This window comes from Morganella morganii H1r (assembly GCF_000633515.1).
In the GTDB taxonomy this organism is placed as follows: Bacteria; Pseudomonadota; Gammaproteobacteria; order Enterobacterales; family Enterobacteriaceae; genus Morganella; species Morganella morganii_B.
In genome coordinates, this window is the sequence record NZ_AYMP01000001.1 from 95,415 (window position 1) to 116,254 (window position 20,840).

15 protein-coding genes are annotated in these 20,840 nt (G+C 49.5%); 6 read left to right on the top strand and 9 right to left on the bottom strand.

Translation table 11 applies throughout. From position 1 onward, the window contains the following. Positions 1-144 precede the first annotated feature (144 nt). Positions 145-1,056, top strand: coding sequence for a DNA-3-methyladenine glycosylase family protein (locus U868_RS0100455; protein ID WP_025151563.1), 912 nt, complete (start codon positions 145-147; stop codon positions 1,054-1,056). Between the two features lie 42 nt (positions 1,057-1,098). Here U868_RS0100455 and poxB read toward each other — a convergent pair whose 3' ends face one another. Then, complete coding sequence (gene poxB, locus U868_RS0100460; protein WP_025151564.1) at positions 1,099-2,820, bottom strand: ubiquinone-dependent pyruvate dehydrogenase; 1,722 nt, start codon at positions 2,818-2,820, stop codon at positions 1,099-1,101. 676 nt (positions 2,821-3,496) lie between these two features. Between poxB and U868_RS0100475 the strand changes: the two genes are divergently transcribed. Then, positions 3,497-4,675, top strand: coding sequence for a M20 metallopeptidase family protein (locus tag U868_RS0100475; protein ID WP_025151565.1), 1,179 nt, complete (start codon positions 3,497-3,499; stop codon positions 4,673-4,675). A gap of 76 nt (positions 4,676-4,751) precedes the next feature. On the opposite strand, the gene U868_RS0100480 is transcribed toward U868_RS0100475, so the two are convergent. Together U868_RS0100480 and U868_RS0100485 are read right to left on the bottom strand one after the other, a co-directional pair. Then, the gene (locus tag U868_RS0100480) at positions 4,752-5,729 is read right to left on the bottom strand and encodes a LysR substrate-binding domain-containing protein (protein ID WP_025151566.1); all 978 of its coding nucleotides are present in this window, start codon (positions 5,727-5,729) and stop codon (positions 4,752-4,754) included. Between the two features lie 209 nt (positions 5,730-5,938). Further along, positions 5,939-6,250: a helix-turn-helix domain-containing protein gene (locus U868_RS0100485; protein WP_024474721.1), complete on the bottom strand. Its 312-nt coding sequence runs from the start codon at positions 6,248-6,250 to the stop codon at positions 5,939-5,941. A gap of 1,229 nt (positions 6,251-7,479) precedes the next feature. Between U868_RS0100485 and proP the strand changes: the two genes are divergently transcribed. Together proP and phrB are read left to right on the top strand one after the other, a co-directional pair. Continuing rightward, entirely contained in the window at positions 7,480-8,982 is a 1,503-nt protein-coding gene (gene proP / locus U868_RS0100490; protein WP_025151567.1) for a glycine betaine/L-proline transporter ProP, read from the top strand. Between the two features lie 64 nt (positions 8,983-9,046). Continuing rightward, entirely contained in the window at positions 9,047-10,486 is a 1,440-nt protein-coding gene (phrB, locus tag U868_RS0100495) for a deoxyribodipyrimidine photo-lyase (RefSeq protein ID WP_025151568.1), read from the top strand. On the opposite strand, the gene U868_RS0100500 is transcribed toward phrB, so the two are convergent. After that, positions 10,483-12,129 carry a sigma 54-interacting transcriptional regulator gene (locus U868_RS0100500; protein ID WP_025151569.1) on the bottom strand — a complete coding sequence of 549 codons (1,647 nt, stop codon included), beginning with the start codon at positions 12,127-12,129 and terminating at the stop codon, positions 10,483-10,485. The genes phrB and U868_RS0100500 overlap by 4 nt on opposite strands. Positions 12,130-12,831: 702 nt before the next feature. Here U868_RS0100500 and megL point away from each other — a divergent pair. Then, a complete protein-coding gene (gene megL / locus U868_RS0100505; protein WP_025151570.1) occupies positions 12,832-14,028 on the top strand; it encodes a methionine gamma-lyase in 1,197 nt (398 codons plus the stop codon). A 242-nt stretch (positions 14,029-14,270) separates the two neighbouring features. Further along, positions 14,271-15,554, top strand: coding sequence for an amino acid permease (locus U868_RS0100510; RefSeq protein WP_025151571.1), 1,284 nt, complete (start codon positions 14,271-14,273; stop codon positions 15,552-15,554). Between the two features lie 353 nt (positions 15,555-15,907). Here U868_RS0100510 and U868_RS0100515 read toward each other — a convergent pair whose 3' ends face one another. The 5 genes from U868_RS0100515 to atoD all read right to left on the bottom strand — a co-directional run bounded on the left by U868_RS0100515 (position 15,908) and on the right by atoD (position 20,651). Beyond that, positions 15,908-16,240, bottom strand: a complete 333-nt coding sequence (locus tag U868_RS0100515) for a helix-turn-helix domain-containing protein (RefSeq protein ID WP_025151572.1) — start codon at positions 16,238-16,240, stop codon at positions 15,908-15,910. Between the two features lie 556 nt (positions 16,241-16,796). Next, on the bottom strand, positions 16,797-17,978 hold the full coding sequence (locus U868_RS0100520) for an acetyl-CoA C-acetyltransferase (protein ID WP_025151573.1): 1,182 nt from the start codon (positions 17,976-17,978) through the stop codon (positions 16,797-16,799). A 27-nt stretch (positions 17,979-18,005) separates the two neighbouring features. Next, positions 18,006-19,328 (bottom strand): TIGR00366 family protein, encoded by a 1,323-nt coding sequence (locus U868_RS0100525; RefSeq protein WP_025151574.1) that lies wholly within the window; start codon positions 19,326-19,328, stop codon positions 18,006-18,008. Further along, positions 19,325-19,990: a 3-oxoacid CoA-transferase subunit B gene (locus U868_RS0100530; RefSeq protein WP_025151575.1), complete on the bottom strand. Its 666-nt coding sequence runs from the start codon at positions 19,988-19,990 to the stop codon at positions 19,325-19,327. The genes U868_RS0100525 and U868_RS0100530 overlap by 4 nt, the downstream gene beginning before the upstream one ends. A 10-nt stretch (positions 19,991-20,000) precedes the next feature. Beyond that, positions 20,001-20,651: an acetate CoA-transferase subunit alpha gene (gene atoD, locus U868_RS0100535; RefSeq protein WP_025151576.1), complete on the bottom strand. Its 651-nt coding sequence runs from the start codon at positions 20,649-20,651 to the stop codon at positions 20,001-20,003. Positions 20,652-20,840 lie beyond the last annotated feature (189 nt).

Consider the following 20,840-nt stretch of genomic DNA (forward strand, 5'->3'; position numbering starts at 1 on the left):
AAGTACCACATTTTATATCCGGAGTTCATTCAGAATAATCCACCTATTATTTTGTAAATAAACATTTCATCCGAAATGACACACCCGGACATGAAAACGACTATAATCCGGTCAGTTACCCGCCCTGTACTGAGGTATGAAAAGTTGAATAATAACAAAAATCTGACGATTGCCGTTCCGTTACCCGAGCCTTATCATACAGCGGATTTTCTCGCATTTCATTTACGTGATAACCACCATGTGGCTGAAGAAGTCACAGGGAACCGGGTGATGAAAGGGATTTGCCTGCATGGTCATCCCGCCCTGCTGACCCTGGAAATCCGCGCCGGGGAAGCCCGTGTCACCCTCAGTGCAGACAGCCCCGGGCTCCTGCCGGAAGACGAATCCTGTATGCATCATCTCGCCCGGCATATGCTCGGTCTGATCCAGCCGGTAGAGGCATTCGAAGAACAGTATCAGGATCACCCGCTGGCCGGGCCGCTGATCAGGCGGCAGAAAGGATTACGGATCTACCAGTCCGCCACGCCGTTTGAAGCCATTAACTGGGCGATTATCGGGCAGCAGATCAGTGTTCAGGCAGCGATTTCTATCCGCCGCCGCCTGATTCAGCATACCGGCCTGCGTCACTCCTCCGGGTTGTGGTGCTATCCGGACGCAGCTCATATTTTACAGACCGGTTTTGACGGGCTGCGCAGCTGCGGTTTTTCTGTCGGTAAAGCCAATGCCCTGCTGGCGCTGAGCGAACAACTGGAAAGCGGGGCGCTGATGCTGCCGGATGTGGTTACACCGGATAATGCGGATGCGGTTTCCGCCTCACTGACGGCGATAAAGGGTATCGGTACCTGGACAGTCAGCTATGCTCTGCTGCGCGGCTTTAACTATCTGAACGGCTCACTGCACGGCGATGTTGCGGTGCGGCGTAATCTGCAGCGCCTGCTGGCGCGGGATGAAAAAATAACGGCGGATGAAACGCAGGAATGGCTGGCAGATTTCGCGCCCTGGCGGGCTCTGATGGCCGCCCACCTGTGGCGGCTGGAGTCCGCCGCCGGGTACTGAGCAAAAAATGCCGCAATCGCGGCATTTTTTCTCTCTGCGGATTCAGCGCAGCCAGTTGGTTTTTGCCAGCTCCACAATCTCATCACCACGCCCGTTGATAATCGCGCGCAGCATATACAGACTGAAGCCTTTGGCCTGCTCAAACTTAATTTCCGGCGGCATGGCCAGTTCCTGTTTTGCGGTCACCACATCCACTAAAACCGGACCGTCATGGGCAAATGCAGTTTTCAGTGCATCATCCAGTGATTCGCTGTCTTCAACGCGGATCCCTTTAATTCCCATGGCATTGGCCATTGCGGCAAAATCCGGATTGCGGAGATCGGTGCCGTCAGTCAGATAACCGCCCGCTTTCATCTCCATGGCCACAAAGCCCAGCACACTGTTGTTAAAGATGACGATTTTCACCGGCAGCTGCATCTGCGCCAGGGAAATGAAGTCCCCCATCAGCATACTGAACCCGCCGTCACCGCACATCGCCACCACCTGGCGTTTGCGGTCGAGTGCCTGAGCACCGATAGCCTGCGCCATGGCGTTTGCCATCGAACCGTGGTTAAAGGATCCGATCAGCCGCCGTTTGCCGTTCATGGTGAGATAACGCGCCGCCCAGACAGTCGGGGTACCCACATCACAGGTGAACACGGTGTCATCATCCGCCAGCTCACTGATTTTCTTCGCCAGATACTGCGGGTGGATCAGCTCCCGCTTACTTGTGGTTGCCAGCGCATCAAGGTCACTGCGGGCGGTCTGATAATGCTTCAGCGCCGCATCGAGATGGGTGTGATCCTCTTTGGCCTGCAGGCGCGGCTGAATGGCGTTGAGTGTGGCTTTGATATCCCCGATGACCGCCATATCCACCGCGCAGTGCGCGCCGAGGCTGCCCGGATTGATATCCACCTGAATAATCTTTGCTTTGGCCGGGTAAAACGCGCGGTACGGGAAGTGTGTGCCGAGCAGCACCAGGGTATCTGCATTTTCCATGGCATAATAGCCGGAAGAGAAACCGATAAGCCCGGTCATCCCGACACTGTACGGGTTATCATACTCAATATGCTCTTTGCCGCGCAGCGCATGCACCACCGGTGCTTTCAGGGTTTCCGCCAGTTTGATGACTTCATCATGCGCCCCGGCACACCCGGCGCCGCACATCAGCGTGATATTTTTCGCGCCGTTAAGGGCATCCGCCAGTTTCACCAGCTCATCCCGCTGCGGCATTACCAGCGGCAGAGACGGCTCATACCAGACATTGCGGGCCGATTCCGGTGCCGGTCTTAATGCCACATCCCCCGGAATGACCACTACGGCCACACCGCGCTCCAGAATCGCCTTGCGCATAGCAATACCCAGCACCTGCTGGATTTGTTCGGGGTTGGAAACCAGTTCACAATAGACGCTGCATTCACGGAACAGCTCCTGCGGATGAGTTTCCTGGAAATAGTGGCTGCCGATTTCGCCGGAAGGAATATGTGCGGCAATTGCCAGCACCGGCACGCGGTTGCGCTGACAATCAAATAATCCGTTGATCAGGTGAAGGTTACCCGGCCCGCAGGAACCGGCGCATACCGCCAGTTTACCGGTCAGATGCGCCTCCGCTCCGGCGGCAAACGCCGCTACTTCCTCATGCCGGGTGCCCATCCATTCAATGCTGCCCAGTTTGCGTAAACTGTCACTCAACCCGTTCAGTGAGTCTCCGGTGACACCCCAGATACGGTTGATTCCTGCATCCGCTAACATTTTGGCGATATAACCCGCTACAGTCTGCTTCATCGTAAATCTTCCCTCTTACTGGTGATAAATCTGATTCGCAATAAGATGCCGCACAGAACAATACCGGTCTGCTCTGTGTGTTTATCCTGTCAATTCAGTGTAGCCCGGGCTCGCCGCAGATAAAACCACCAGTAATAAGGTAAATTTACAGCACTAATTCAGGGTATTTCCGGAGAACCGGCGGAATAATACAAAAATGGCTGCGAGGATATATAAATACTCTTATCTTAACTTCTGTTTAATAATATTAATGTTATTGTCATTCCGGGAGGATGATTTATATTTCACACAAATTAAGTATAAAAACCCGGGAAATGAAAATCTATTTAATGGTTTGATATTAAAGATAAATATAATATAAATCGTCGGATTTATATTATTTATCACAGAGATCATCCTTATTATTCATGCACCATGAAATACTGATATGATATAAACACGATCTCTGTCACGCTCATTTTTTTAATACTGACGTTAAAATCCCTCCTGCAAATAATAACGAAAACAGCTGCTGACAGAAACCCGCCGGTTCCGGAAAGCAGACTTTTTTTCGTAAAAATAAAATGTACTCATGTTGCGCCGGCGCTGTGGTATGACCGGTTTCCGGTCATACCCGCGCTTACATCAGGGATTCTTTATCAGCACACCAACCGGTTTCAGTTACGGGGTAAATGTAATGACCAATAAATACAATGTCAGTGAAAAACTCTTTGCGCTTGAGGCGTTCAGCAAAAAAACGCGCCAGGATTTACATAAAATCCCTGAGCTGTCCGGTGAAGAATATAAAACCTCAAAATACTGCCGTGAACTGATGGAAAGCTTCGGCTATACCATCCGTCAGTTTGAGGGATACACCGGCTTTACCGCTGAACTGACCGTCAATCCGGCATACCGCCTGATTGCGTACCGCACCGACATCGACGGCCTGGAAATGCCGGACATGACCTGCAACGAGCACAGTTCCGTACACGAAGGCTGCGCCCACAACTGTGGTCACGACACCCATATGACCATCGCGCTGACCGCGGCAAAATACCTGAGCGAACATCGTGATGAACTGACACATAACGTCCGTTTTGTCTTCCAGATGGCGGAAGAAGATATGCGCGTGCCGGGTGCGGATAAAATGGTGGAAATGGGCTGCATGGACGGCGTGGATGAAGTCTACGGGCTCCACAACGATGCCGCGATTGAAACCGGCTGCATCCGTTTTAACGCGGGTGTGATGTCCTCTTACGGCTCTGCCTGGACGCTCGACGTACACGGCGTTTCCGCGCACGGCTCCACCCCGCACAAAGGGCTGGATGCTATCCGCGAAGCCACCCGCATCATTGATTACATGGATTATATTGTCGCCAAGAAAACCGATCCTTTCAGCCCGGCCGTTTTCGGCTGCGGTATGATCAACGGTGGTACCATTCCGAATGCACTGGCTGATTATGTGCAGGCGCGCGGCACCATCCGCTCGATGGATGAAGAAACCGATAAGATCTTAAAAGCCAGCTTTAAAGAGATTGTGGCCCGCAGTGAAGCCGGTGGTTTTAAAACCACTCTGGAAGCCTGTGGTTACCCGGCAGTGATTAACCATCCGCTGGCAGCGGAAGTCATTAAAAACGCGGCAGCAGCCTTCTTACCGGCTGAAAATATTGATTCAAACGGTAAACCGATGACCGGCAGTGAAGATTTCAGCTATATGATTAATGCCACCAAAGACAGATTAGGTGCCATGTATTTCCTCGGCAGCGGTAACAAAGCCAAAGGAATTAATAACTATCTGCATGCCAATCCGTATTTTGTTGATGACGATTGCCTGCTGATCGGTGCGCAAATCTTTATTAATATTGCCACCCGCTAAAAAAGATAACACACAGCAAACACAAAGCCCGGTAACAAACGTTACCGGGCTTTTTTTATCCGGAATACCGAATGAATCAGAGTTCAGGTAATGCACGGTAGAGCCGGTCACGGGCTTTCGGATCAACCGGCAGCCACTGTTCCGGCTGATGAATATAATTCAGGTCAAGATGCGGCGCATAACAGGAAATAAAGTCATACATATAATCCTTCAGATGTGTATGACGGCTGATACAAATATGGGTATAGCTCGGCTTCACCAGATTCCCGATATTAATACAGCGCAGCGAATCACTGTCTTCCGCCGGATCAAACGCCACGGAGGAAATAACACCGACACCGGCTCCCCGCTTCACATAGAATTTAATAATTTCTGTATCGACTGCAGTTAATACCACATTCGGCGTCAGGTGGTTCTGGTAAAAAACCTGATCCAGCTTGGAACGGCCGGTAAATCCGAATACATAGGTGATCAGCGGATAATGAGCCAGCTCCTGAATCGTCAGCTGCTCATTCTGTGCCAGCGGGTGATCGTGCGGCACAATCGCACTGCGGGACCACTGATAGCACGGCAGCGTCAGTAAATCGTCATACAGATGGAGGGATTCGGTGGCGATTGCAAAATCCACATCCCCGTTTTTCACCATTTCCGCCAGCTGTGCCGGCGCTCCCTGATGGAAATGCAGCGAAATATTCGGGTAACGCGCATTAAAACGTTCAATCACTTTCGGTAATTTATAACGGATTTGCGTATGGGTGGTGGCAATACGGAGATTCTGTTTTGTCGTGGTATCTTCATGAGACACCAGACTTTTAATTTTATCAAACTGCGCAAGAATATCGCAGGCAACACGATGAACTTCTTCACCAATCGGACTGAGCGATAATAAGTTATTATTTTTCCGGTTGAATAAAGAAACGTTCAGTTCATCTTCAAGAATTTTAAGCTGTTTGCTCACTGTCGGCTGCGAGGTGTACAGCTTCTCGGCGGCATTCGTGATATTAAAGTCACTCCTGACCACCTCAACAAAACTTTTGAGCTGATTAATGTTCATTGCTTATTTATCCAGTTATAAAACGGATTAAAAATATTAAAATGATTAATAACAGGGTTATAAGAGTAATACAACATGCTGTGTATCAGGATGATAGCACAAGGCGGGTGATGAAGAAATAAACACGTCCCGTAAAAAGCGATATCCGTTATTAGCGGACTAATAACGGATTTTTGAGATGAGATTCAGTATCACTCAATATCACGAAATTACATCAGTTCAGATTCGACCGGCAAAATAACGGTTTCTGCTTTCCAGGATTCCCGCTCATTCCCGCTGTCGCGTTTACTCCGGCCTTCAATTTCGGTGAAGAACCAGCCAACCGGCACTTCAAAGATATCCGCAATACGGACTAAACAATCCACATCAACACGGTTTACACCACGTTCATAACGTGACATCTGCTGCTGACTGATTTCGATCATTTCAGCCAGTCTTGCGGCAGTAATACCGTGATCTTTCCGTAACACCTGAATTTTTTGCCCGACAGCACGCGCTATCGAGTTTTTTGCTTTGGTCATGTCGCTATCCCTCACATATGGCTGTGATAATCATCAGATTCCTCTCTGATAACTAACAAAAATATGCGTTTATTAAAGAAAGTGGACCAATTGATATTCACAAAGTTTTACTCTTTGTTGTTGTTTTAACTTCCGCATGAATGTACTGATGCAAACCATCCCCGTACACATGTTGAAACACATATTACATATTCATTTACCAAATTGAAACCTGCCGTTCCTGCACTTAACGGATTGTAAAAAAAAGAATTATTCGGTGTGCGAAAGAGTGATAACCCACTGTATTATAGTATATTTACCTTTACTCCCATCCCTGAACTAGGTACAAATCACTAAAAATAAAATGACATATTCGTGGTATAAAATAGTAATTATTTGGCTTTAATAGAGTAAGAAACCCCAATTAAATGGAAAAAAAACGATATATCTTGAAACATTTATATATTTCTTAAATTGCTATTAACAGATATCACTGTAATATTTTCATATTCAGCATATAACGCCAAAGTTTATCTTATTATTACGTGAAGAAATCATTGAGTACAGTGATTATGTATTAATTACAATGGATGTAATTATCGGGAAAGTGTATACAGAAAATTGAGAAATCAGGTGAAACATACTGATAACATTGTCAGTCTTGCGGAACAGCCCTATATTTTGCTTACCGTTCAACCACTATATGATAATTTCACTTATAATTTAAAATACATCCGATTTTGACGCCACTTATTCCTCCTTTTACGAAATAAAACCGCTGAAAAAATAACAAACCAAACGATATTATTTTCAGAACAGACTGTATTTTCACTGATTTTTAAGAAAAAAACAGCACTGAACATATTGTGATCACGGGAGTTAAATGCCAAATACACGGTATTAATCAGTACAAAAAACCACTGGTTTTACAAAAAATATGATTTATGCTAAATTAGGTGACCTCGTTTAAAAAGAAAGGGGCTTTTTTTGGTTATTACAACACACTACTTTCCTATTCTTCCTGTCCTGTCTTCGGTTTCCTGTGCCGTCTGCCGTTAGCGGCGTTATACCCGATAATCAATCTGTTTAACGGGAAACATGAATACGGGAAAAAAACACGTATTTATACTTACTATGTTGGTATTAAAAATCTCCTGCTACCGATGAATTCACTATATATAAAGAGTCGTTGTGGGTTTGAGTGAATCTCAGTCACGTGAATCCCCGTCATAAAACAAAAGGATACAACGATGAGACGCAAGAAAATAAAACAAAAACCTTTAAATATCAATGATATTACTATTATTGATGATGGAAAATTAAAGAAAGCCATTACCGCTGCCTCACTGGGTAATGCCATGGAGTGGTTTGACTTCGGGGTCTACGGCTTCCTGGCATATGTGCTGGGTCAGGTCTTCTTCCCTTCCGCCTCTCCGGGCATACAGATGATCGCGGCGTTAGCCACGTTCTCCGTACCGTTTCTGGTACGTCCGCTGGGCGGGGTCTTTTTCGGCATTATGGGCGATAAATTCGGCCGTCAGAAAGTCCTTTCCGTCACCATCATTATTATGGCCGTCAGTACCTTCTGTATCGGTCTGATCCCGTCTTATGCAAGTATCGGGATCTGGGCACCGGTTCTGTTACTGCTGGCAAAACTGGCTCAGGGTTTCTCCGTGGGCGGTGAGTATTCCGGTGCAGCTATCTTTGTAGCGGAATATTCACCGGATCGTAAACGCGGATTTATGGGCAGCTGGCTGGACTTCGGCTCCATCGCCGGTTTCGTCTGCGGTGCCGGTGTGGTGGTTCTGATCTCCAGTATTCTCGGCGAAGAAACCTTCCGCGAATGGGGCTGGCGTATTCCGTTCTTCCTGGCGCTGCCGCTGGGCGTGATCGGCCTGTATCTGCGTCATGCCCTGGAGGAAACCCCGGCTTTCCAGCAGCATGTTGAGGATATGAAAAACGCCAACCCGGAAACCGGCGAAGATAAGCCCCGTGTTTCACTGCGCAGCATTGCCTCACAATACGGTAAAGGTCTGATGATCTGTGTCGGGCTGGTGATTGCCACCAACGTCACCTATTACATGCTGCTGACCTACATGCCGAGTTATCTGTCGCATAACCTGAATTATAGTGCGGATCACGGTGTGCTGATTATTATCGCGATTATGATTGGTATGCTGTTTGTACAGCCGCTGATCGGGATGATGAGTGACCGCATCGGCCGTAAACCGTTTGTTCTCGCAGGCAGTATCGGGTTATTTGTGCTGGCCATTCCGGCATTTATGCTGATTAACAGTGATGTCATCGGCCTGATTTTCTTAGGCTTACTGATCCTGGCAGTGCTGCTGAACTGCTTTACCGGTGTAATGGCCTCTATTTTACCGGCCATTTTCCCGACAAAAATCCGCTACAGTGCGCTGGCTATCTCGTTCAATATCTCCGTGCTGATTGCCGGTGCCACCCCGACAGCCGCCGCCTGGCTGGTCGAAGTGACCAATAACCTGTATATGCCGGCCTATTATCTGATGGTCATTGCCGTTATCGGGGCCGTTACCGCGATTGTGATGAAAGAAACCGCCAATAAGCCGTTACGCGGAGCCACACCGGCGGCATCTGACCGTGCGGAAGCCAAAGAGATTTTGCTCGAGCATTACGATAATATCGAACACAAGATTGAGGCGATTGATGAGGAGATTGCCGCGTTACAGAAACGCCGTCAGTCACTGATTGATCAGCACCCTAAACTGGACTGATGTCCTGCTCAGGCCCGCCTCTCCGGATGCGGGCCTTTTTATTATTTATGCGGGAGGTAACGTTATGACGGATTCAGCACCGGCCGTTGTCTGGCTGCGGCACGATCTGCGGCTGACAGATAACACGGCGCTTTACGCCGCCTGTCAGGCACACCGGAAGGTAAAACTGATTTTTACCCTCACGCCGGGACAGTGGGAGCAGCACGCTATGTCCCCGTCACAGCAGGCGCTGATTTTCTGTCAGCTGCACGCACTGAACACATCCGCAGCCGCACTCGGGATCACCCTGCATGTGCAGCCGTGCAATACCTTTGAGGATGCCGCTGACTGGCTGGCCGCATGGTGCCGGGAACATCGTATCCCCGCTGTCTATGTCAATAAACAGTACGGACTGAATGAACAGCGCCGTGATGCCCGCTTTGCTGCCCGTCTGCCGGATACCTGCCGTTTTTATGCCTTTGATGACAGTGTTCTGCTGCCGCCGGGCAGTGTGAGCACACAACAGGGCGGCCTCTACAAAGTATTCACCCCGTTCCGGCGCGCGTTTCTCACCGCACTGATGCAGACCACCGTCCGTGTGCTGCCGGTGCCGGATGCCAAAGGTCCGCCGGTTTCCCCGGTACCGCTTAACCTGCCGCAACAGGAGCATGCTCTTTTCCCTTCCGGGGAAGATGCCGCGCTGCAGCGGCTGGCGGATTTTTGTCAGAAGCACGCTGCGGATTACAAAACAGAGCGGGATTTCCCGGCGATTGACGGTACCAGCCGCATCTCCGCCTATCTTGCCACCGGGATATTGTCCCCGCGCCAGTGTCTGACCAGCCTGCGCCTGCATTTCCCGATGGTCGCCGATGAGCCGGAAAGCGGCGCTTATACCTGGCTCAGTGAGCTTATCTGGCGGGAATTTTATCTGCATCAGCTGGCACAGCATCCGGATATCAGCCGTCACCGCCCGATGCAACGCTGGACAGAGGCCATTGTCTGGTCACCGGACAGCAGCGGGTTGCTTGCCTGGCAGCAGGGAAAAACCGGGTTCCCGCTGGTCGATGCCGCCATGCGTCAGCTGAATGAAACCGGCTGGATGCATAACCGCCTGCGGATGATCACGGCAAGTTTTCTGGTCAAGGATTTACTGACTGACTGGCGGCGCGGTGAGTACTATTTTATGTCGCAGCTGATTGACGGTGAATTTGCCGCCAATAACGGTGGCTGGCAGTGGGCGGCCTCCACCGGTCATGATTCAGTACCGTATTTCCGGATTTTCAACCCGGTCACCCAGGGTAAACGGTTTGACCCGGACGGCAGTTTTATCCGCCGCTGGCTGCCGGAACTGGCAGAAGTACCTGCGAAATACATTCACACGCCCCATGAATGGGCGGAGAAAAACCGGCGGGAGATTGATTATCCGCAACCGGTGGTTGATCACCGGATGGCGAGGATCAGGGCTATCGATGCTTACGAAACCGCCCGCCGGGCCGCTGCCGGCGGGGATGACAATCCGTATTAATCTGTTTTGTCTGCTGACCGGCGCACCGTGCTGTAGGTCAGCAGATGCTCCAGATTATAATAGCGGGCTTTATTCAGTACGGTGGTGTGGGACATCCCGATTTCACGGGACACCTTACGGGCTGAACCATAGCGGCGCAGATAATCTTCCAGCAGGCTTTTTTCCTGCCGCGCAAGGGACTCTTTCAGGTTAATGTCTGCCTGCACCGGTAAGGCCACAGGAGGTATTTCCGTTTTCGGTACCGGCTGCGGCCGGCCCACCGGGGACGCCATCACTTCCTCATGGGGCAGCCATAAGTCACCGACGGTAATTTCCCGCCCGGAAGCCAGATGAATGGCCCGCAGAATCACGTTTTGCAGTTCCCGCACGTTGCCCGGCCAGGAATAGGCCATTAACTGGTGATATGCATCCTGGGACAGACTGAGCTGTTTATTCAGTTCCGTTGTATATTTACTGATAAAACGCTGCAATAACAGCGGGATATCAGTTTTCCGCTCTTTCAGTGGCGGGATATTAATCGGGATCACGTTGATCCGGTAATAGAGATCTTCACGGAACGATTTGTTCTCGATCATCTCTTCCAGATTCCGGTTGGTCGCCACAATGATCCGCACATCCACCGGGATCTCTTTATGCCCGCCGACCCGGCGGATCACACCTTCCTGTAATACCCGCAATAATTTACTTTGCAGGATAAGAGAAAGCTCGCCGAATTCATCCAGAAACACCGTACCGTGGTTGGCGGATTCAAACAACCCCATCTTTCCGCCCTTGCTGGCACCGCTGAACGCGCCGCCCTCATAACCGAACAGCTCACTCTCAATCAGGTTTTCCGGCAGTGCCGCACAGTTAATCGGTGCAAACGGATGCGCACTGCGATCGCTGGCGTTATGAATGGCGCGGGCAAACAGCTCTTTCCCGGTACCGGTTTCACCGCGGATCAGCACGGTATACGGGCTTATTGAGATTTTCTTAGCAAAATCAATCAGATTCATCATGACTTCGCTTTCACAGATAATGTCATCAAAGCTGAACGGCAGGCTTTTATTCACCGACGATGCCATTTGCTGCACTGAACGCAGGCTTTTAAAGGTGATCACCGCCCCCATCACCTGGGACTCTTCACTCAGAATCGGACGACCGGAACAGATATAGTACAACTCCCCTTTCGGGGTACCGGTGACCATCTGATAGTGATCGAAACTGTTGCCGCCGAGCAGTTTGGTGAGCACGGCCTGGTTTTTACCGCTGAGAATTTTGCTGATATTGACGCCGACAATATTTTCCCGTGAGATCGAGAAAAAATCTTCCGCCACTTTATTGAAGTAGTTGATATTACCCTGATTATTGATACCGATAATGCCATCCGTGGTGGATTCCAGAATTGCCTGTAATTCTTTTTCTTTACGCTCGTAGGGCTGTAATTTGGAACGGGTGACGCTGATAACATCAGGATTAAGCAGGAGTTTGCTCAGCAGCAGCTTAACATCCTGTTCGCACCCCGTATTGAATTTGACATAAATTTTGCACGGAAAGACTTCCATGGAATTAATGCTGATCCCGGAGGCCGAAAACTCATTGATGACTTCTTCCACCATGGCGACGCGGTCAATGGTATTAATTAACCATCTATATGCAGACATGTGTTTAGTCACTCCCGGTTAGTGTATGTAGTGCTCATTTTTCACCTACCTTGCCAGAGTTAACCTATTTAAGGTACCCATGAAGAGGTGAACAAAGGGCGAAATACAACAAAATAGTGCGCAATAAAAAAACCATATAATAAGCGGGCTTATCATACAGAGTATAATTGTTATTTTGGGTTCTGTTACATTCTGTACTATAAACAAGTTCAGCTGCCTTGTACCCGCCAGATATCTCAATTCTATGAAAAAAGCCTATCCGTTATCAGCCTTATGCCTGCATTAATTGAAGTGGTAAATCATTAAAAATGCGATAACTAATGGAATTGATTATTCCTGACGTTGATCATTATCAACCGCCGGACGTATCGATTCAGAGGAAAATTTAAAAAGAGATCTGGATCACTCTTCCCTTTTGAGGCTATAATGTGACGCAAGTCCGGTTTTATCCCCCAATATGATTAACCTCACTATCAGAAAGTGGCAACCCACTGTCAATTTTCTTTACACCTTGTCATTTTTACTTACACTCTGCTTTCCACTTCTTTTGTTCTTACTTCATCTAAGCTATGTCTTAAAATTATTTATATCTTTTAATTCAATATGTTATAAAAATAAATCCTGAGTTGGCACGGCTATTGCTTTTATTACTGCAACAACAGCACATGTTGGCATAATAAAAAATTATTCTTTGGAGGATTTATGCACGATTATACGAATAAAGGTTATGACACTAAGATTGTTCACGCCGGCCAGCAGGCTGATCCACTGACTGGTGCGTTATCAACCCCAATCTATCAGACCTCTACATTCGTCTTCGACAGCGCAGCACAAGGGGCAGCACGTTTCGCATTAGAAGAAGAAGGTTATATCTACTCACGTTTAGGTAACCCTACTAACGCAGCATTAGAAGAAAAAATGCGTGTACTGGAAAACGGCGAAGCAGCTCTGGCGACGTCTTCCGGTATCGCAGCAATCTCTACCACTATCCTGACTATGTGCGGCCAGGGCGACCATATCGTTGCTTCTGACACTCTGTACGGCTGTACTTATGCTCTGCTGTCTCACACCCTGCCTAAATTCGGTATCGAAGTCACTTTCGTTCGCGCAAATGACCCTGCGAACATCAAAGCGGCTATGAAACCAAACACCAAAATGGTTTACGTCGAAACTCCGGCTAACCCGACTCTGGCAATGATCGACCTCGAAGCTGCGGCAAATGTTGCTCACGAAGGCGGCGCAATGCTGGTTGTGGATAACACCTTCATGTCTCCGTACTGCCAGCGTCCTCTGGAATTAGGTGCAGACATCGTGGTTCACAGTGTGACCAAATACATCAACGGCCACGGTGATGTTATCGGTGGTGTGATTGTCGGACCTGCTGACTTCCTGGTTCCTGCCCGTCTGGTCGGTGTTAAAGACATCACCGGTGGTGTCATGAGCCCGTTCAACGCATGGTTAACCCTGCGCGGTCTGAAAACACTGCACGTCCGTATGGAACGCCACTGCTCTAACGCAATGAAAGTGGCTGAATATCTGGAATCTAACCCGAACGTGGAAGCGGTATTCTACCCTGGTCTGCCGTCTCACCCGCAGCACGAGTTAGCGAAAAAACAGATGAGCAACTTCGGCGGTATGATCAGCTTTGAAATCAAAGGCGGTATCGAAGCAGGCCGTAAAGTGATGGACTCTGTTGAGTTATGCATGCTGGCAGTAAGCCTGGGCGATACTGAAACGCTGATTCAGCACCCTGCATCAATGACTCACTCTCCGGTTCCGGCTGAAGAGCGTCTGAAAGCAGGTATCACCGATGGTCTGATTCGTATCTCTGTCGGTCTGGAAACACCTGAAGACATCATTGCTGACCTGGAACAGGCTATTGCGAAAGCAGTTGCTTAAGATCAGAGCGGAAAATTAAGTCCTGCAGTATGTACTCACCTCATTTGCCGTTAACACACAGACGGGGTGAGTACACGAAGCACGCGGAAAAATTCATTGAGAGCCACTCTGAATTCTCTCCGGCGTGCTTTTTAAGTATTTAACAGGTTATTTTTAGCGGTAATAAAAAGAACAACGCAGTGCTGAAATTTTTTAGAAACCATAATCACAATAAATTATTATGAAAACCAAGGGGGCTTAGTATGGCGGACATGACCTCAACCGAGAATTCCGCGAAAGCGCTGGGCAAAATACCATTTACAATGTATGACGCCGGCTGGGTAGTGCTTTGTATTGGTATGGCGATCGGTGCCGGTACCGTTGTAATGCCGATTCAGATCGGTCTGAAAGGTATTTGGGTATTTATTTTAGCTTTCATGATTGCGTATCCGGCAACCTATATGTTGCAGAAGCTGTACATGAATACGCTGTCTGAAAGTGAAGAATGTGAAGACTACACAAACATAATCACACAGTATCTGGGCAGTAACTGGGGTGTGGCTCTGGGGGTTATTTACTTCCTGATGCTTATCCACGGTATCTTTATTTACTCTCTCTCTGTTATTTTCGACAGTGCCTCTTATCTCCATACGTTCGGTGTGACAGAGGGTGTGCTTTCAAGCTCACTGATCTATCGTGTGGCTGTCTTTGCCGCACTGATTTTCATTGCCTCCAAGGGCGAGAAGCTGCTGTTTAAAATCTCCGGTCCGATGGTTATCGTGAAAGTCGGTATCATTGTATCGCTGGGTCTGGTGATGATCCCTCACTGGGATTTCAATAACATCACTGCGTTCCCGCCGATTGGTGACTTTACCCGTGACGTGCTGCTGACTGTACCGTTTGCGTTCTTCTCTGCGGTCTTCGTTCAGATCCTGAACCCGATGAACATCGCATACCGCAAACTGGAATCAGACAAACGTGTTGCCACCTACCGTGCTATCCGCGCCCACCGCGTGGCCTATATCACCCTGGTGACTATCATCCTGTTCTTCTCATTCTCCTTTACGTTTTCTATCAGTCATGAGCAGGCCGTATCCGCGTTTGAACAGAACATCTCTGCACTGGCTATTGCTGCTCAGGTTATTCCGGGCGCGGTCGTGAGTGTGATGACCACCGTTCTGAACATCTTTGCGGTTCTGACAGCATTCTTCGGTATCTATCTGGGCTTCCAGGAATCCGTGAAAGGGCTTGCGGTTAACATCCTTTCCCGCTTCATGGATAAAGAGAAAATCAACCATACTGTATTAAACGTCTGTATCTCTGTCTTCATCGTTGCATTACTGACTGCATGGGTGTCAACAGGGTTCTCCGTGGTTGTCTTCTTCCAGATTGGCAGCCCGTTATACGCTATCGTTTCCTGCTTAATTCCTGTTTACCTGGTATTCCGTGTCGCGAAACTGAAAAAATTCAAAGACTGGAAAGCCTGGTGTGTTATGGGCTTCGGTATCCTGCTGCTCATCGCACCGTTCTTCAAATACCTTGAGTGACGTGTAAGAGAAAACAGGCCATCCGTCGGTGCCCCGCACTGACTGAAATAAAGTAAAACCCCGGAACCGGTCACAGCACCGGTTCCGGAAAGTTAAAAAACTCAGCACCGCAGTCTGAATAAAAAAACCTCTGTCCTTCTGACCACAATATTATTAAGTTCCTTAATTGGTCAGTATATTGCGGGAGATACCCTCTCCCGCTTTTTTTCGCCTGAAATCGATCCCGGTGCCACCCTGTCATCGGTATTACTGTTTTATTTCTGCCGGATGGCGGGCACGGCAAACCCGTACAGTAATCCGTAAATAAACTGTACCGGTCTGTCTTTTTTATTTAAAAGCGGAAATAATCGTAATTAAAAATCACGCGGCGAAATAATGCTGTCCGCAATAAGGCTCATCCGGATTTCCTGAATATCCCCGTCTTCATTTTCATAAATAATGTCATCCAGCCCGGTGCCGGTTGTATTCATTTCCTCAAAAAAACGCCCCGGAGTGAGTCTGAACGCCAGACTGATACGTAACAGCGTGTCCACATCAATACGGTTTACCCCCCGCTCATAACGCGAAAGCTGCTGCTGACTGATCCCTATTCTGTGTGCCAGCTGCTTTGTGGTCAGACCTGCATTGGTCCGGTATTGTCTGATAACCTGTCCGATAGCTTCGGATACCGCATATTTCTTCATCATTAATCAATAACCCTATAAAGACCATCACTAAAATTCCTTGTTTAGCTCACTGATCCCGGAGAAAACACTTAAAACTATAAGTAGTTTATCGCAGATAGGGGCATTTTTGAAAAACCAAAGGTTATACTGTTTATGAGTACATGAAAGGGAAAATGAGACCGGATGTTTCTATATGTTTCACCTTTAAAATCATAGTGTAACGAGATAATATTACAAAATATAAATCGATCGAAAGAACAATGAATTGGTAAAATAAGTGTTATATACCAAATAATTAGAAAAAAAATATGTTTTCACTCCATTCGAATAAAAATTCCGAGCTTTTACAGGATGTGAAAAGGTGTGTTTGATCCCACACCTCGGATTTCAGCATAACAGAATGAAAACTCATCCTAATATGACTATCAAACCACATTTAATAAATTAAATTAATGTAAATATTTTACCCGGGAAATTAACTTACTTCAGATTTTGTCAAAAATACCGAAAACGGCGCAAAAAAGCCGGTGACCGTTATCCTGCCACCAGCTGAATATCTGCCTGTTATTTCACCGGATTACAGACGTTCAATCACCATCGCAATCCCCTGCCCGCCACCGATACACAGTGTCGCCAGTCCGGTGGTTTTATTCTGAGCCTGTAATGCATGCAGCAATGTCACCAGGATACGGGCACCACTTGCACCAATCGGGTGGCCCAGGGCAATCGCCCCGCCGTTGATGTTTACTTTTTCAGGATCAAAACCCAGGTCACGGCCGACCGCGAGGAATTGGGAGGCAAATGCTTCGTTGGCTTCGATAAGATCGATATCCTTCAGTGACAGCCTCGTTTTTTCCAGCACTTTCCGCGTGGCCGGAACCGGCCCCAGACCCATCATTGATGGCGCAACCCCGCCGGAAGCATAACCGCGGATACGGGCAAGCGGTGTCAGTCCCAGTGATTTGGCACGGGTTTCTGTCATCAGCATCAGCGCCGCCGCACCGTCATTGATACCGGAAGCATTACCGGCTGTGACGGTTCCCGCTTTATCAAAAGCCGGACGCAGTTTCGCCAGCCCTTCTGCCGTTGATCCGGCTTTCGGAAACTCATCGGTATCCACCACGATATCCCCTTTACGGCTTTTCACCGTCACCGGCACGATTTCCGCCTTAAAGGCGCCACGCTCAATCGCGCTGACGGCTTTCTGCTGTGAGGACAGCGCCAGTGCATCCTGCTCTTCGCGGGTCAGATTATAGGCGTTGGCGATGTTCTCCGCCGTGATCCCCATGTGATAGTTATTCTCGGCACATAACAGCCCGTCACGCAGGATCACATCATGCACCACACCGTCACCCAGGCGGTAACCCCGGCGGGCCCGGCTGTCGAGCAGATACGGCGCCTGACTCATATTTTCCGTGCCGCCCGCAATAATAATATCCGCGTCACCGCTGCTGATCGCCTGTGCACCCAGCGCGACACTCTTCAGGCCGGAGCCGCACACTTTATTGACGGTGAAAGCACAGGCACTTTCCGGTATACCGCTGCGCAGCAGGATCTGGCGCGCCGGGTTTTGCCCGAGTCCGGCCTGTAACACATTCCCCATAATCACTTCATCCACCAGCCCCGGTTCCAGCTGCGTTTTTTTCAGTAACGCGCTGACCACTGCCGAGCCGAGTTCCACGGCACTGACACCCGCCAGTGCGCCGTTAAAGTTGCCGATTGCGGTACGCACGGCACTGACAATAACGATATTTTCCATTGCGAAATCCTTACTGTTTATTATCTGTCAGAAGAAAACGAGACCAAGAATGAAAATCGGTGCCGAGAGCAGCAGGGCGGTGATGCAGTACCCCATAATGTCTCTGACCCCCAGCCCGGCGATCGCCAGTGCCGGAAGCGCCCAGAACGGCTGTGCCATGTTCATCCACTGCTCACCGTAGGCAATCGCCATCACGGATTTACCGAGATCAGCCCCCAGTGCCTGGGCCGCCGGAATAACAAACGGCCCCTGAATCACCCAGTGACCGCCGCCTGACGGCACGGCAAAGTTGATCAGCGCAGAGCTGAAGAACGTCATCAGCGGGAAGGTTTCTTTGTTGGCGACGTTGATAAAGAATTCAGTGATAAGCCCGCCCAGTCCGGAGCCTTCCATCATGAGCTGGATACCGGCATAGAACGGGAACTGCACGAGGATCCCGGCGGTACTGCGGGCAGCGGCACTGACGGCACGCATATACGCCATCGGGGTTTTATGCAGCAGCAGACCGGTCAGCAGGAAAATCATATTCACGGTGTTAATGGTGATATTGAAACCGTTTTTGATGAAATACATGCCGAGGAACGTGAAACCCAGAATCCCGATAATCCACGCAATAAGGCGGCTCTCTTCCATCCGGAGAGAAACCGGTGCGTCTTCCGGTAATTTTTTCTGAAAATCCGGCTCTTCTTCGAGCAGTGCCGGGTCGATCATCATGATGTCGTCTTTGCGCGGCATCATCATGCGGGTGACAAACGGCATCACCAGAATCAGTGTCAGGGTGATAAACAGGTTATACCCGGTGAACATGGTCTGGCTGACAGGGATAAGCCCGGCGATATGCTCGACAGGGTTACCCGGTGTGGCGGCCAGCAGCGGCATGGAGCCGGAGAAACCGCCGCCCCAGGTCATAAACCCGATATAAGCACAGGCGATCAGCAGCGGGTAGTCAGAGCCCGGCACACGGCGGGCCACTTCACGGGCAAACATCGCCCCGACCACCAGTCCGAATCCCCAGTTAATGACACAGGCTACTGAGCCGAAAAACGTCACCAGCATCACTCCCTGAACCGGGGTTTTTGCCAGTGAGGCGGTCAGCCGCAGAATGCGTTTAACCGGCGGGGAGCTGGCCAGCGCGTGACCGGTCACGATGATCAGCGCCATCTGCATCCCGAACGCCAGCAGGTTCCAGAATCCGTTCCCCCATAAATTCACCAGATCCATCGGTGTGCTTGGTGTGAGTGCCAGCGCGATAATAAACGTCAGCATGGTCAGCAGCATTGCAAAGATCAGCGGATCCGGCAGATAGCGGCTCACCACACGGGTCATGACTCGTGAGATGCGTCCTATCATACGGCTTCCCCCGCACTCACCAGCGGCATTTCACAGACATCCGGTGACACAATAAAATGTGCGGCGGTTTTTTCGCGGATGGTACCGATATCCGTTCCCGGCGCGTATTCACACAAAATCATCTGATCGTTTTCAAAGCGGAATAACGCCAGTTCCGTTACCAGCACATCCACTGCTTTCACCGCGGTCAGCGGCATGGTGCATTCCGGCAGGATTTTGGCGGAACCGTCTTTTGCACAGTGTTCCATAGCAATGATCACTTTGCGCGCACCGGTCACGAGATCCATCGCGCCGCCCATACCCGGCACCATTTTGCCCGGTACCACCCAGTTGGCGAGGTTGGCCTGTTCATCCACCTGTAAGCCACCCAGTACGCTGGCATCCACATGACCCCCGCGGATCAGGGCGAAGGAAAAGGCACTGTCAAACATGGACGCGCCCGGCAGGATGCCGCACGGCTGCCCGCCTGCATTGACCAGATTTTTATCCGGCGTGGTTACCGGCCCGAGGCCGAGAAACCCGTTTTCTGACTGCAGGGTAATATGCACGCCTTCCGGCAGATAGTTCGCCACCTGTGTCGGCAGCCCGATCCCGAGGTTCACCACATCACCGTCATTCAGTTCCAGTGCCACACGGCGGGCGATCAATTCTTTTGCATTCATGATGTTTTCCTTATTCTGCAATCAGCCAGTCAATAATTGCCCCTGGTGTGGCAACACAATCCGGGTCGATATCCCCTGCGGCGACTATTTCGTCCGGCTCGGCAATGGTGATATCCGCCGCCAGCGCCATCAGCGGGTTAAAGTTGCGGGCACTGAGGTCATAGGTGAGGTTGCCGAGCGGGTCGGCTTTCTGTGCCTGAATCAGCGCCAGGTCAGCGCGCAGGGGAAGTTCGAGGAGATAATCGCGGCCATCGAGGGTAATTTTCTGTTTGCCTTCTTCCACGACCGTACCGACACCGGTCGGGGTGAGGAATCCGCCCAGCCCGGCACCGCCGCAGCGGATTTGCTCCGCCAGCGTGCCCTGCGGGATCAGTTGTACGTCCATTTCACCGGCGATCATCCGGCGTCCGGTTTCCGGGTTTGTCCCGATATGGGAAGCAATCACTTTTTTCACCCGGCCGTTGACAATCAGCGGGCCGAGGCCGGTATCCACGAATGCGGTATCGTTGGCAATAATGGTTAACTCTTTGACACCGGATTCTAATAATTCAGTCATTAAACGCGGCGGCGTACCGACACCCATAAATCCGCCGACCATAATTGTCATGCCGTCACGAAAAAATTCACCGGCTTTTTTCACCGTTATTTGTTTATTCTTCATAGCACTTCCCTTTTATAAAAAATATAGACACAAGGGTAATAGCAAGTGCCATGCCAATAATAAAACCTGTTTTTTATTATATTGATATTATTTTAACTCACTGATATTTATTGATTTAGTATTAATAAAAATAAATCCATTAACATATAATAAATAAATCATTCATTTATGACAGTGAAATGAAATGCA

Coding starts and splice junctions, on each gene's coding strand:
- poxB (WP_025151564.1), bottom strand. CDS start 2,820: ATGAAGCAGACTGTAGCGGGTTATATCGCCAAAATGTTAGCGGATGCA.
- U868_RS0100475 (WP_025151565.1), top strand. CDS start 3,497: ATGACCAATAAATACAATGTCAGTGAAAAACTCTTTGCGCTTGAGGCG.
- U868_RS0100480 (WP_025151566.1), bottom strand. CDS start 5,729: ATGAACATTAATCAGCTCAAAAGTTTTGTTGAGGTGGTCAGGAGTGAC.
- U868_RS0100485 (WP_024474721.1), bottom strand. CDS start 6,250: ATGACCAAAGCAAAAAACTCGATAGCGCGTGCTGTCGGGCAAAAAATT.
- proP (WP_025151567.1), top strand. CDS start 7,480: ATGAGACGCAAGAAAATAAAACAAAAACCTTTAAATATCAATGATATT.
- phrB (WP_025151568.1), top strand. CDS start 9,047: ATGACGGATTCAGCACCGGCCGTTGTCTGGCTGCGGCACGATCTGCGG.
- U868_RS0100500 (WP_025151569.1), bottom strand. CDS start 12,129: ATGTCTGCATATAGATGGTTAATTAATACCATTGACCGCGTCGCCATG.
- megL (WP_025151570.1), top strand. CDS start 12,832: ATGCACGATTATACGAATAAAGGTTATGACACTAAGATTGTTCACGCC.
- U868_RS0100510 (WP_025151571.1), top strand. CDS start 14,271: ATGGCGGACATGACCTCAACCGAGAATTCCGCGAAAGCGCTGGGCAAA.
- U868_RS0100515 (WP_025151572.1), bottom strand. CDS start 16,240: ATGATGAAGAAATATGCGGTATCCGAAGCTATCGGACAGGTTATCAGA.
- U868_RS0100520 (WP_025151573.1), bottom strand. CDS start 17,978: ATGGAAAATATCGTTATTGTCAGTGCCGTGCGTACCGCAATCGGCAAC.
- U868_RS0100525 (WP_025151574.1), bottom strand. CDS start 19,328: ATGATAGGACGCATCTCACGAGTCATGACCCGTGTGGTGAGCCGCTAT.
- U868_RS0100530 (WP_025151575.1), bottom strand. CDS start 19,990: ATGAATGCAAAAGAATTGATCGCCCGCCGTGTGGCACTGGAACTGAAT.
- atoD (WP_025151576.1), bottom strand. CDS start 20,651: ATGAAGAATAAACAAATAACGGTGAAAAAAGCCGGTGAATTTTTTCGT.